General features: G+C 54.4%; 11 protein-coding genes and 1 riboswitch. All 11 genes read left to right on the top strand.

Annotated elements, in window-relative coordinates:
- Window positions 1-59: 59 nt before the first annotated feature.
- The 11 genes from P156_RS0104500 (at window position 60) to P156_RS0104445 (ending at window position 13,385) form a co-directional block, all read left to right on the top strand.
- Window positions 60-803 (top strand): RNA-binding protein, encoded by a 744-nt coding sequence (locus P156_RS0104500; RefSeq protein WP_051600641.1) that lies wholly within the window; start codon window positions 60-62, stop codon window positions 801-803.
- A 288-nt stretch (window positions 804-1,091) separates the two neighbouring features.
- A complete protein-coding gene (gene aroF, locus P156_RS0104490; RefSeq protein ID WP_027869105.1) occupies window positions 1,092-2,090 on the top strand; it encodes a 3-deoxy-7-phosphoheptulonate synthase in 999 nt (332 codons plus the stop codon).
- The gene (locus tag P156_RS0104485; RefSeq protein WP_027869104.1) at window positions 2,091-2,954 is read left to right on the top strand and encodes a prephenate dehydrogenase/arogenate dehydrogenase family protein; all 864 of its coding nucleotides are present in this window, start codon (window positions 2,091-2,093) and stop codon (window positions 2,952-2,954) included.
- On the top strand, window positions 2,954-4,153 hold the full coding sequence (gene aroA, locus P156_RS0104480) for a 3-phosphoshikimate 1-carboxyvinyltransferase (RefSeq protein WP_034802233.1): 1,200 nt from the start codon (window positions 2,954-2,956) through the stop codon (window positions 4,151-4,153). The genes P156_RS0104485 and aroA overlap by 1 nt, the downstream gene beginning before the upstream one ends.
- A gap of 2 nt (window positions 4,154-4,155) precedes the next feature.
- Complete coding sequence (locus tag P156_RS0104475; RefSeq protein WP_027869102.1) at window positions 4,156-5,151, top strand: chorismate synthase; 996 nt, start codon at window positions 4,156-4,158, stop codon at window positions 5,149-5,151.
- A gap of 3 nt (window positions 5,152-5,154) precedes the next feature.
- Entirely contained in the window at window positions 5,155-6,303 is a 1,149-nt protein-coding gene (locus P156_RS0104470; RefSeq protein WP_051600639.1) for a prephenate dehydratase domain-containing protein, read from the top strand.
- A gap of 1 nt (window position 6,304) precedes the next feature.
- Window positions 6,305-6,565 carry a chorismate mutase gene (locus P156_RS0104465; protein ID WP_034802229.1) on the top strand — a complete coding sequence of 87 codons (261 nt, stop codon included), beginning with the start codon at window positions 6,305-6,307 and terminating at the stop codon, window positions 6,563-6,565.
- 20 nt (window positions 6,566-6,585) lie between these two features.
- Window positions 6,586-7,776, top strand: coding sequence for a shikimate kinase (locus P156_RS11565; RefSeq protein ID WP_034802226.1), 1,191 nt, complete (start codon window positions 6,586-6,588; stop codon window positions 7,774-7,776).
- A complete protein-coding gene (gene aroQ / locus P156_RS0104455) occupies window positions 7,776-8,207 on the top strand; it encodes a type II 3-dehydroquinate dehydratase (protein WP_027869099.1) in 432 nt (143 codons plus the stop codon). Before P156_RS11565 ends, aroQ begins: the two co-directional genes overlap by 1 nt.
- Window positions 8,208-8,224: 17 nt before the next feature.
- Window positions 8,225-8,407: riboswitch (cobalamin riboswitch) on the top strand.
- Window positions 8,408-8,579: 172 nt separating this feature from the next.
- Entirely contained in the window at window positions 8,580-11,789 is a 3,210-nt protein-coding gene (locus P156_RS0104450) for a hypothetical protein (RefSeq protein WP_027869098.1), read from the top strand.
- A complete protein-coding gene (locus P156_RS0104445) occupies window positions 11,790-13,385 on the top strand; it encodes an FMN-binding protein (protein ID WP_027869097.1) in 1,596 nt (531 codons plus the stop codon). It begins immediately after the preceding gene.
- The last annotated feature ends 48 nt before the right edge of the window (window positions 13,386-13,433 follow it).

Genomic DNA, 13,433 nt, shown 5'->3' with positions numbered 1-13,433 from the left:
ATTACACGGATCGCGGATATGCTGTTTATTGTCCAGCCAAAATATGTTACAATGAGTCCATGAATGAAGACAATCTCATCATTGCTCAGGCGGGAGACCGTCTGGAGCAGTGTCGAAACAGAAATTATATGACCAATACAGTTTTCCTGGACAGCCATCAGCAATCCGTGCTCAGGCAGGTATACGGGAAGGAACCGGAGGTACGCTTTCATGGGGGATACCCAGAGGCAGAGCGGGTATGTATGCTTTGTCTGCCAGACTATATGGGGGAACCGGATCCGGAGCTCTTCACCGTGATCCGCGCGCAGATCGCCGGGAAAGGCGGCCCGGTACCGGGCCATCGGGATTACCTGGGCGCACTGACCGGACTTGGGATCCGCCGGGAGATGACAGGAGATATACTGGTGCGAGAGGATGGGGCTGACATCATCGTACTGAGCGAAATCGCGGAGTTCCTGCTGGCTGAGTATGGTAAAGCAGGAAGGACAACCCTTTCGGTGAGTGCGGTGCCTATCGGAGACCTGATGATCCCTCGCCAGGAGCCTCAGATGATCAGCGATTCGGTGGCTTCGGTGCGGTTGGATAACGTGGTGGCATCTGCGTTTCGTCTTTCCCGCACAAAAGCAGTCGACCTGATCCGACAGGGGCAGGTGTTTGTCGATCACATGGAGAGTCTGAAGCCGGATCAGAAACTGGCTGAGGGGACGCTGATCAGCGTGCGGCACCAGGGTCGGGTGAGACTGGTTGAGATCGGCGGCAGGTCCAGAAAGGGCCGGGAATACATAACCATGGAAAAGTATTGAATTTGTGTTCTGCAAACAACTTTTTCTGTTGTTTTTTGATTTTTTATCTTGATTTATACAAACGAATGTGTTAATATCCTCTTGTAAGTTGATTCAGACAGAGAGGATCAGTTATGCGTCGTTTTCAGTTTGCAGCAGAATACTATTACTTTTACTCTTTCGTGGATACAGTAGGAAAGAGCATTTTGCTGCGCGGAGAAAGCGACAGATAGGTGACTGAGACCAGAGATGATTCAGAACCTCGCAGCCAGTGCTGCGGGGTTTATTGTTTTGGAGGAAGTATAAGTAATGGTAACGATTTTGAGACCGGGTACAACGGAAGAACAGAAGCGAATGCTGATCAAGTGGTTTGAGGATCAGGGCCTCAGGGTGACGGAATACGTCAATGACGACGAGACCGTGCTGGGACTGATCGGAGACACCAGCCAGATCGATATCGAGATGCTGGAGTCGCTGGATATCGTGGATCGGGTGGTAGAGATCTCTGAGCCATTTAAGAAGGCCAATCGGGAGTTCCATCCGGAAGATTCCATCGTGGACATCGATGATGTCCAGATCGGCGGAGGCCATTTTGCGGTGATCGCAGGGCCCTGTTCCGTGGAGACAGAAGAGCAGATCGTCGGCGTTGCGGAGGCCGTGAAGGAGGCCGGAGCGACCCTTCTGCGAGGAGGCGCGTTCAAGCCCAGGACATCGCCTTATGATTTCCAGGGACTGAAGGCCGAAGGACTGCGCCTTCTCCTGGAAGCCAAGAAGATCACCGGGCTGCCCATCGTCACGGAGATCATGAACCAGGAGCATCTGGATCTGTTTGCGGATGTGGATGTGATCCAGGTGGGAGCACGGAATATGCAGAATTTTGAACTTCTGAAGGAACTGGGACATTCCAACAAGCCGGTCCTGCTGAAGAGGGGGCTGGCCAATACCATCAAGGAACTGTTGATGAGCGCGGAGTATATCATGAGCGGCGGGAATGAGAACATCATCCTCTGTGAGCGAGGGATCCGCACCTTTGAGACCTATACCAGAAACACCCTGGATCTATCTGTGATCCCGGTACTCCATGAGTTGACACACCTGCCGGTGGTGGTTGACCCCAGTCATGCCACAGGACACTCCGGTCTGGTTCCCTCCATGGCACTGGCAGCCACGGCAGGGGGTGCAGACGGTCTGATGATCGAGGTGCATAACAACCCAGCCATGGCTCTGTGTGACGGACCGCAGTCATTGACACCGGCCCAGTTCTCAAACACCATGGCCAAAGTCAGAAAGATCAGGGAGGTGTTATAGATGAAAGTAGGAATCGTAGGGCTAGGGCTTATCGGTGGCTCCCTTGCCAAGGCCTATCGGAATGCGGGTGCCGTTGTTCTGGGAATTGACAGGGAAGATCTGGTAACACGCTATGCGCTGATGGCGGAGGCGATCGATGATGAGCTGGCAGACAACAACATCGACACATGTGATCTGATCCTCATCGCCATCACCCCTGTCGCTGCGGTGGAATGGTTCCGTGAGCACGCTCCGCTGATCTCCCGGAATACCGTCGTGATCGACTGCTGCGGCACCAAACGTTTTGTCTGCGGCGAATGCTTTCCTATCGCAGAGAAATATGGGATCACCTACATGGGAGGACACCCCATGGCCGGAAAGGAGCGTGGGGGAATCAAGAACAGCAGCGCGGATCTGTTTCAGAACGCGCCCTTTATCCTGGTGCCCTGGGAGGCTACAGATATGGAACTCCTCATGCGGGTAAAGGGCATGCTGATGCTGGCGGGGTTCGGCCGGGTGGGCGTGACTACCTCGGACGAGCACGACCGGGTCATTGCGTTCACCTCGCAGATGCCACACATCGTGTCCAACGGGTTCATCAAGAGTGAGACCGCCCTGGTGGACAGCCAGATGATCTCTGCGGGCAGCTATCAGGATTTCACCAGGGTAGCCTATCTGGACGAGAAGATGTGGTCGGAACTCTTTCTGGAGAATAAGGACTATCTGACAGCGGAGATCAAGGGACTGATCGAGAAGCTGCAGGAATACGAGACAGCCATTGAGGAAGATGACAAGGACAAGTTAGAGAAATTACTGGCAGAAGGGAAGATCTGTAAGGAACGCGTTCTTCAGAAGTGCGGACCTGCACAGATCAACGGAGAATAATGGCGACAACGATCGATATCATTCCATCAAAATCATTCGCGCACAGAGCGCTGATCTGTGCAGCGCTGGCAGACATGCATACAGATATTCGCTGTGATCTGCCCTCCCGTGACATCGAGGCGACCCGTGCTTGTGTAGGGGCGATCCTGGACGGAGGGAATATCATGGAGTGCGGAGAGAGCGGTTCGACGCTCAGGTTTCTGTTGCCTGTCATGGGCGCCCTTGGAAGAAAAGGGATCTTCATGACGGAGGGGAGGCTCTCAGACCGGCCGCTGACACCGCTGGTACAGGAACTGGAGACACACGGATGTTCGCTGAGTCCCCAGGGAGAGACCCCGATCACCATTGAGGGGCAGCTGACACCGGGGATCTTTACCTTGCCAGGAAACATCTCCTCCCAGTACATCACCGGACTCCTGATGGCTTTGCCCCTACTGGATGGGGACAGTACCATCGATGTCATGGGGAATCTGGAATCAGCGCCCTATGTGGCGATCACCACAGAAGTCCTTCGACAGTTTGGAATCCTATGGATCACCAAGATGACTCGTCACGGTATGAGTTTTGAGGTTCCTGGGAATCAGAGATACGAAGGACCAGATACCTTTGTGGTCGAGGGGGACTGGTCCGCTGCGGCGTTCTGGCTGGCGGCAGGCGCCCTTGGCCGCAAGCCCATCACCGTCCGGGGGCTTAACATGAACTCCATGCAGGGAGACATCAAGATCCTGGACGTGCTCAGACAGTTCTGTGTGGACGTGGTGGAAGGAGATGCGGAAGTCACCGTGTATCCCTCGCATCTGCAGGGCTGCGAGGTGGACGTGTCAGCGATCCCGGACCTGGCTCCTGTGATCGCGCTGCTGGGTACCGCTGCTACAGGGCGGACGGAGATCGTCAATGCAGCCAGGCTGCGGCTCAAGGAAAGCGACCGCCTCCACTCCATCGCGGAGAGTCTGAACGCGCTGGGGATGAGCGTGCAGGAGAAAAGTGACAGCCTGGCCATCAAGGGGAGCATCCGCAAGGGTTTCCGGGGAGGGCGTGTTTCCTCCTTCGGCGACCACAGGATCGTCATGATGGAAGCGATCGCCTCCCTCATCTGCAGGGACAAAGTCATCATCGACGGGAAGGAAGACGTAGCGAAATCGTATCCTGGGTTTTTTGAGGTCATGCACCAGGCAGGTCTTGACCACAATGTGGAGTGACTATGAGTTCAATATTTGGAAATACTATCAGAGTATCAATCTTTGGGGAATCCCATGGACCCGCCATTGGGGTCAGTATCGATGGTGTTCCCGCTGGAGAGGCCATCGATATGGAAGTACTGCAGGCCTTCCTGGACAGACGGGCCCCCGGCAGAGGCCGGTATTCCACGCCTCGTAAGGAGAGTGACCAGCCGGAGTTTCTCAGCGGTGTTCTGAACGGAAGGACGACAGGAAGCCCCATCGCAGCCATTATCCGCAACCGCAACACCAGATCCGGCGATTACAGCCAGATGCAGGATGTACCTCGTCCAGGGCATGCGGATTACACTGCCCGCATTCGGTACGGTGGCTATGAGGATGTGCGAGGCGGTGGGCACTTCTCCGGAAGGCTGACCGCTCCTCTTTGTATCGCAGGAGGGATCTTCCTGCAGATCCTCCACCGGCAGGGGATCCATATCCAGGCAGAGATCCTGGAGATCGGCGGTAATCGGGAGGATCCCTATGGAGAGATCGACCGAGCGAGAGCGGAGGAAGATTCCGTTGGTGGGATCATCCAGTGTACCGCAGAGGGAGTGCCTGCCGGCATCGGCGCCCCCATGTTTGATGGTGTGGAGAACAGGATCTCCCAATGCGTGTTTGGGATCCCCGCGGTCAAGGGCATTGAGTTTGGGAGCGGGTTTGCCGGCAGCAGGATGCGGGGAAGTGAGAACAACGATCCATATGGTTTTGTGGACGGGGAAAGCAAGGCTTTGTCCAACCACCACGGCGGGGCGCTGGGGGGGATCACCAGCGGGATGCCCATCGTCTTTCGGGTGGCCGTCAAACCGACACCATCCATCGGGAAAGAACAGCAGAGTATCCGTTACAGTCAGAAAGAGAATGTAAAGATGCGCGTGAAAGGCCGGCACGATCCTTGTATCGTGCCCAGGGCGCTTCCCTGTGTGGAGGCGGCTTGTGCGATCGCGCTTTACGATATGATCGCCGAGAATGTGAGGTAAGCAATGGCGGAAAAAAGAATAGGAGAATGCGAGGAGAGAGCGAAGGTTTTGGAGGAAGAAATCATGGAGCGCCTGTACGCGCGCATGCGTCTTGCAACAGAACTGGCGGAGGAGAGAAAGGCACAGGGGCTGCAGGTGCTGGATCCGATCCGGGAGCGCACCAGGCTGGAGGAGATCACGGGAGAGGCGCCGGCGGAGTTTGCCGGATACAGCAAGGTTCTCTACAGCACCCTGAACGAGCTGATCCGGGATAACACCAGGGCAGCCGTGATGGAGGATACGGAGCTTGTCAAGATGATCCGAAATGCCTGCGAAGGGACACCGCGAGTATTTCCCGAGCGCGCCATGGTAGCCTGTCAGGGCGTACAGGGAGCGTATCAGCAGCAGGCCTGTGACCGGCTTTTCTCCATGCCGCAGATCATGTACGCAAGGAATTTCAACGGCGTTTTCGCTGCCATCGAGCAGGGGCTATGCCAGTACGGGGTGCTGCCGCTGGAGAACAGCACGGCGGGCTCCGTCAACAGCATTTACGAACTGATGAGCAAGTACAGGTTCTATATCGTCCGAAGCGTGCGGCTGAAGATCGATCACTGTCTTCTGGCGAAGAAGGGCACAAAGCAAGGCGAGATCAGGGAGATCTTTTCCCACGAGATGGCTATTCTTCAGTGTCAGGACTACCTGAAGAATTTTGCGGGAGTGAAGGTGACGGTGTGCAGCAACACCGCAGAAGCGGCAGAACGCGTGGCTAGTTCGCAGCGCCGTGATGTGGCTGCCCTGGCTTCCTATGAGTGTACGGAACTCTACGACTTGGTGTGCCTGGAGGATTCTGTACAGGATAGCGAAAACAACTACACCAGGTTCATTTGTATTAGCAAGGATCTGGAGATCTACCCGGGGGCCAACAAGACCTCGATGATGCTGTCCGTGGCACATCGTCCGGGGGCGCTGTACAATGTGCTTTCCAGTTTCAATGCGCTGGGGATCAACATTTCCAAACTGGAGTCAAGGCCCATCGGCAGTCGGGATTTTGTGTACCGCTTCTATTTTGATATCGATGCGGAGGCGTACTCAGAAAAGTTTATTCGTCTGATGAACCAGATCCAGGAACTGTCTGCGGAGTTCCGTTATCTTGGAAGCTACAGCGAGGTATGACATGGAATTGAAGGACTACAGAGCTGAGATCGACAGGATCGACAGGGAGATCGTCTCACTGTTTCAGCAGCGCATGCGGACCTGCGAAGGGATCGCCAGATACAAGCAGGCAAACAACCTGCCCGTGATGGATACTGGCCGGGAACTGGAGAAGATCGATCAGGTCAGGGGACTTGTTGATAAGGATATGGAAAAATATATAGAATTGTTATATAATGTAATTATGAAGATGAGCCGAGCTCATCAGAAGGAAATCGTGTAGAACTAACTTAGGAGGAGAACATGGCTAAGTATGGTCTGATCGGGGAACACCTTTCCCACAGTTATTCCCCGATGATCCATAAGATGTTCGGGGATTATGAGTATGATCTGCTGGAAGTGACGGAAGAGGAACTGCCCTCCCTGTTGCATTCCGAGGAGTACCAGGGGTTTAATGTGACGATACCGTACAAGACCATCGTATCGGGGATGTGTGACGAGATCAGCAATACCGCACACAGGATCGGAGCGGTGAACACAGTGGTGAAGCGGGAGGATGGCACGCTGTACGGCTGCAACACCGATTATCTGGGATTTCGCTATCTGATGGAGAAGAACAAGATCTACCCCGGTGGTCAGAAGTGTCTGATCTTCGGAAGCGGAGGAGCGTCCAGGACGATCCAGTGTGTGCTGGAGGATCTCGGTGCCAAGGAGATCGTCGTCATCTCCCGCAACACAGAGGAGAACTACAACAACATCGGCCGTCACCACGATGCTACGATCCTGGTCAACGCGACACCGGTGGGCATGTACCCGGACAACCTGCGGAAGCTGGTGGATCTGGGGCAGTTCGACGAACTGAAGGGCGTTGTGGATGTGATCTACAATCCGGCGCGGACGCTTCTGATCCTGGACGCAGAGGCTCGGGGGATCCCCTGTGCCAGCGGCCTTGACATGCTGGTCGCGCAAGCCTGGGAGTCAAGCGAGCTCTTCCAGGGGACGGACATTGACAAGGACGAGATACTGGAGGTAGCAGAAGCCTTGCGGGCGGAGATGCAGAACATGATCCTGATCGGTATGCCGGGAGCCGGCAAGACCATGCTGGGACGTAAGATGGCCAAGGCCCAGGGAAGGGAATTCCTGGACGTGGACGACATGGTGGAAGAACGGGAAGGCATGTCGGTTGCAGAGATCTTTGCCCAGAAGGGGGAGGCCTACTTCCGGAAGATCGAGACAGAGGAACTGGAGAAGGCCTGCAAGCGGACCGGCGTGGTGATCGCCACCGGTGGTGGTGTGGTGAAGACCAAGCGTAACTACAACATTATCCGCCAGAACGGACGGGTGGTCTGGATCAAGCGGGATCTGGACAAGCTGGAGACAGACGGAAGACCGCTCTCCATCTCCACACCGGTGCAGCAGCTGTACGACGAGCGGAAGGATCTCTACGAGTCGTGGAGCGACTATTTTATCGATAATAACCAGGAGATGAAATGATGCGTGTCATGGTCATCAACGGTCCCAATCTGAATATGCTCGGGATTCGGGAACCGGAAATCTACGGGAGCAAGACCTACGAGGATCTGATCCATTACATGGAAGGGGCTGCAGAGGCGCTGGACGTGGAGATCGTGGAGTTCTACCAGTCCAACCACGAGGGGGATCTGGTCGATGCAATCCAACGGGCCTACAGCACTTGCGACGGGATTGTGATCAACCCGGGGGCCTACACTCACACCAGCATCGCGCTTTTGGATGCGGTGAAGACAGTAGGACTTCCCGTGGTGGAGGTGCACATCTCCGACCCGGACAAACGGGAGACGTTCCGCAAGCGGTCGTATATCCGCAGAGCCTGCATCGCCACGGTGAAGGGCATGGGGCTGGATGGGTATATCGAGGCACTGAAGATATTGACAAGACATCAATAATATGATATAAATAGTGATGTTTGTTTCAATTTTTGTGTTCTCTCGCAAGAGAGCTAAGAGGGAAACAGGTGAAAGTCCTGTGCGTTCCCGACGCTGTAATTGATTTGGGTCCTTCACTATGCCAATGGCTTTGTCTGCTGTGAAGGCGAGGGGCCGTATCGTCATGAGCCAGAAGACCTGCACAAAGATTATTTATATATGTAGCGGATGACTATATGTATAGATCGAGAGAGGACACACCTTGGCATAATGAAGGTACTGGCTTAGGCAGGCGAGTCCGATGTTTACGTAATGTTGCTTACAGGAAATCTGTGTGATCGAACGGTTTTATATGGGCCTCCGTTGCATATGAGATGCAAAGGAGGTTTTTAATTGAAGAAAATCGGAAGTAGACTGACAGTAATCATGTTGTCTGTCATGTTGGTGGTGACCATGATGGTGCCATCGGTCTCGTTTGCGGCAGATGGCAGTGAGACAGAAGGGATACAGGAAGCCACTGCGGCACCGGCGCAGGTGCTGGAGGATGGTACGTATAGTGCGGTGGCCACCACGGACAGCGGAATGTTCAAGTTTTCAAAATGTACCCTGTATGTGCAGGATGGTATTATGAGTGCGGTGCTGTCCCTCTCAGGGAGCGGGTTCAACCGCCTGTACCTTGGATCGGCCAAGAAAGCAGCGTCTGCAAATGCAGACGATCTTCTTTACTATGCTGATGAGGATGGGCATTTCACATTCTGGCCTGTACCGGTGCGGGCGCTGGACGAAGAGATCCAGGTCGCGGCGCATGCCTATAGAGACGGCAGAGATACCTGGTATGATCACAAGGTGACCATCAAATCTGCAGGATTGAGCAAGGTGAGTGATGGCATACAGCGTCCTTCTAAGAAACTGGAAGCAGCAAAATACATCCAGCAGCATTACGTTGCGGAAGGGATCTTTGCGGACGAGGGCGATGCTACGCTGTCGGGAGATGGCTATCTGGTATCTGCTTACAACGACAAGGGCGAGAAGGTAGAGGCCTTGAAGCTTAAGCAGCCGGAGAATGGCATCTTCAAAAGCGGATGGACGTTCTCGGATGAGACGCTGTTTGGTGGCGCAAAGTCCTCGGGCAGCAGTTTCTCTCTGGAAGAACTCAAGGAAGACACCAAGGTAGAGGCAACTCTGTCTCTGTATAAGCCGACCGAAAAGGACGAGGCGATCGATGCTGGGACTGCGGAGCCTCTGGCCTCACAGGCGTTCACCCTGTATCTGTCCGCCAGCCCGGCAGAGTCCGCGGCGAGCATCCAGGCAGTGGATGTGCGCACCGGTGAAGTCGTGACCGAGGGCGTAGAGATCAAGGTCACCTGGAAGATTTCCAGAAAAAAGACCGGAGAAGTGAAACCGGATCAGGATGGAAAATACAAGTTGACGCCCGGGACCAAGTATACGGTTAAGGCGACGACGACTGCGGCCTCTGGGTATTATACAGGAAACCAGGTAGAAGGCCGCAGCTATACAGGCAGCTTTGTGCCGAAGACAGTGAGTGAGACCTACGAGATCCCCGTTGTCCCGGAGAAGGACTGTAAGGACCTGATGACGGTCAAGATCATCGATGAGGAGACTGGGGAACCAGTTCCCCAGGCAGAGCTCAAAGTCTCTGTAGGCAAGATAAATGATATTCAGCCAGAGGATGGCAAGTACAGTGTCTGGCACGGCGTCTACACCAACTGTTCGGTGACGGCAGATGGCTATCTGGCCCAGACGGCACGTGTCATTCCGGATCAGCGCGATTACGAGGCCGTGGTGGCGATCCGCAAACCTAGGACCTACCGCGTCAAGCCCCTGTGTGAGGTTCCCTTAGGGTATCCTGAGATGAAGAACAAGACTGTTCAGGCCTTCTTCGATGGGAATGCGGACAGCCCCATGGAAGCCGAGGAGGATGGGGCATATGTGCTGAAGGAGAAAGAACGAGTACAGTTCGTCGTTCAGTCGGAGAACTATTTGGAATGTAAGTGGTTCTATACGGCAGGAAACAAAGATCCGGAGATCCTTGATGTGACCACTACCCCGGCTAGCAAACCCAGCGCGACGAACAAGACACTCCTTGAGATGAAGATCCAGGAAGCAGAGGAGGAACTGGCGCTGATGAAAGAAGGCAAAGAGCCGGGCCAGTTTGAAGAGGGAACCATCGCAGAGATCCAGAGCATCATTGATGAGTACAAGGAGATCGCCCAAGGAACCGAGGTCGATAAGGCCACACCGGGAGATGCAGAGAAAAAGCTACGCAAGGCGTTTGATACCGCGTATGATGAGAAGGAAGTTCCGGAAACCGCCAAGGTCACGGTATTCGCGCACATGGAGCCGAACCAGCCGCCAAAGAAAATGGAACTGGAGCTCACCAATGAGAGCGGTGCCGGCTACGGAAAGGATAGGGTGTCCGGAGCGAAGAACCGCGTCACCATGGTAGATGCTATGGTGGCGGCTCATCGTGAGCTCTATGAAGATTTTGACGAAGCCAACCTCTATACGGATGAGAAGGGCCACACGGCACATAAGTATTTCTCAGAGGGACTCAATGGCATGCTCAGTCCGGTAGGAAAACTGTTTGGCAAGGATGGTATGGAATACGGACTGACCTACCGCATCAACGGGACCGGCTACTCCGCCAGGAACATGGATGTCAGGAAACTGCCACTGAAGGATGGGGATCGCGTTGATCTGTACGTGTATTACAAGACCAACCCGGGCAATGCTTACGTGTTCTTTGAGGAGCCAGAGAAGACGGTTAAGGCTGGGGAACGGTTTACAATGAAACTGAAGGGAATGCTGTATTCGGCGAACAGCAGTACCTATGATGATTCGGCGCTTTCCAACACCTTTGGTCCGATGCCGGATATAACGGTAACACTGAAGAATACCGAGACAGGGGAGATCGTGAAGTGCGTCGAGGCTTCGGATGACAACGGAAAGCTCCTGTTCAAGATCGGAAAGACGGGTGTCTACGAACTGGATTCTATCGAGAGTGAATCGGTTCCCTATGTGTTCTATCCCGCCTGCAAGGTCACGGTGAAGGAGTCTGCGAATGATCCGCAGGGCAAGCCCGCGGGAGGGAAGGTCCAGAAGATCGGGATCAAGGCCGCGTATTTCCGCGGTTTCCATGACAAAGTCTACAACGGGAAAAAACAGACACAGAACATCGTTGGCGTTTACAAGGATAAGAAGATCACCTATAAGGCGTCCTATTCCAACAACCTGAACATCGGAACCGCGACCGTCAGGATCCAGGGAACCGGCGCGTACAACGGAGTGATCACCAAGACCTTCCGGATCCTGCCCGGAAAAGCCAGCATCAAGAAAATCAAGAGAAAGCGTAAAGCCGTCAAGGTCAAGGTTGGAAAGCCAAAGGGCGGTGTTTTCTGCCAGGTGGCGTACCGGAAGGGCAACGGCACATGGAAGGTGATCACGGCCAAGAAGAAAACAGTACGCATCAAGAAGCTTAAGAAAAAGAGCATGGTCGAGGTGCGTGTGCGCAGCTGCAAGAAGGTAAGCGGTAAACTTTATACTAGCGGCTGGTCGACTGTGAAGAAAGTGAAGGTAAAGTAAATGCGTAGTTCGTTCAAAGGGAAAACTCGCTGGACCCTGCGCATCCTGCTCGTGGCCGTTCTGGTCGTTCTGGGAATGGCGATGACAGCAGCCGTGTACGCTGAGGATACTGCGGATGGGGGAGAGACCCCATCCGCAGCAGGTGCGCTGCATGACGGCTTCTTCGTTGGGAACGGTGACGGAAAGTACGGGAAAGTCACCCTGTGTGTTCAGGTAAAAGACGGAAAAATCGAGACCATTCGTGTTCTGGCGAAAAACGAAACACCAAAATATTGGGAAAAGGCCAAGGCGACGTTTCTGGCGATTCTGCAGGAACAGAAGCCTGAGGTGGACAATATTTCCGGCGCGACCAAGAGCAGTCGGGCCATTCGGGAGGCGACCAGAAGTGCTCTCAACAATTCAAGAGAGAACCTTGGCAACGGCGATCCATCCGCGCCACGCAGCGATCTGTTTGCTGGAGGCAAGGGTACGGAAGAGGAACCGTTTCTGATCGACAATGTGTCTCAGCTGGTGAAGTTTAGACAATCCGTCACCGATGCAGTGGACTATCAGGGCATCCATGTCAGGCTGGAAAAGGATCTGGATCTGTCGGGGCTTGCCTGGGAACCTGTCGGAGAAGCAGGATGCTCCTTCGAAGGCTATTTTGATGGACAGGGGCATACGATCTCAGGTATGCGTCTGGGTACAAAAGGGGCTCCGCTGAATCCGACCCGGAAGCAGCCTGCTTACGGTTTTTTCGGTGTGCTGGGAGCATCGGCGGTGGTGCGGGATCTCCAACTGAAGGATGTCCAGATCAACGTATCTGGAGATCAGACTTTGTACGTGGGCAGCGTTGCAGGGCTTTGTCGCATGGCGCCAAATACCCCGGACATTGAAGAGTACAGTCTCACGGAGAAAGAACGCGTGGCCGGAGCCGGCTGTGCGATCAGCGGATGCCAGGCCAGCGGAGAGATTCGCGCCAACGCAGGCGGACAGAATGTCTGGGCCGGTGGACTGGTCGGACGGGGAGAGAACCTGCAGATCAAGGACTGCCGGGAAAGCTGCCTTGTCGAAGCCGTGACCAGCGGATACTTCCTCTATGTGGGAGGCCTGCTTGGGCAGGGCGAAGGCGGAAGCATCACCTCATCTGAGTGTGCGGGTACAGTTGCATCCCACGAGGGATCATCGGATACGGTTGTGTATAGCGGTGAAATCTCCGGGGCCTTTACAGGAGAGCAGGGAGAGGTTCGCATCATCAGACCCCCGTCGCCTGAAAAAGCCGGAGAGAACAAGCCCGCTGCGAAAAAGCCCGCGCCCAAGAAGAAGGTCGTGCCTGCGCCTCTGGGAAAGCCCTCTGTCAGAAAATCAAAGACCAAGAAGAGAAAATGTACCCTAAACTGGAAACCGGTCGCCGGAGCAAGTGGGTATATCATCGAAACCGCGAAAGACAGAGGATTCCACAAGGGGAAAAAGACAATCCGCTGCAAGAGCGGTAAGATCGTGAAAAAGAAGATCAAACTGAAGAAGGGACAGCACTTTGTAAGGATCCGTGCCTACAAAACAGTGCGTGGGAAGGCTATCCAGTACAGTGCCTTCAGTAATACCCTTCGGGTGTAGTATCGCCATCTTTTCTTCCCGTGGTCAGTTTGGGATAGACATCTTCGG

The organism is Eubacterium sp. AB3007 (genome assembly GCF_000688015.1).
GTDB lineage: Bacteria > Bacillota > Clostridia > Peptostreptococcales > Anaerovoracaceae > Aminicella.
Note: the sequence above shows the minus strand (reverse complement) of the source record. Positions and strands in the feature narration are given on the sequence as shown.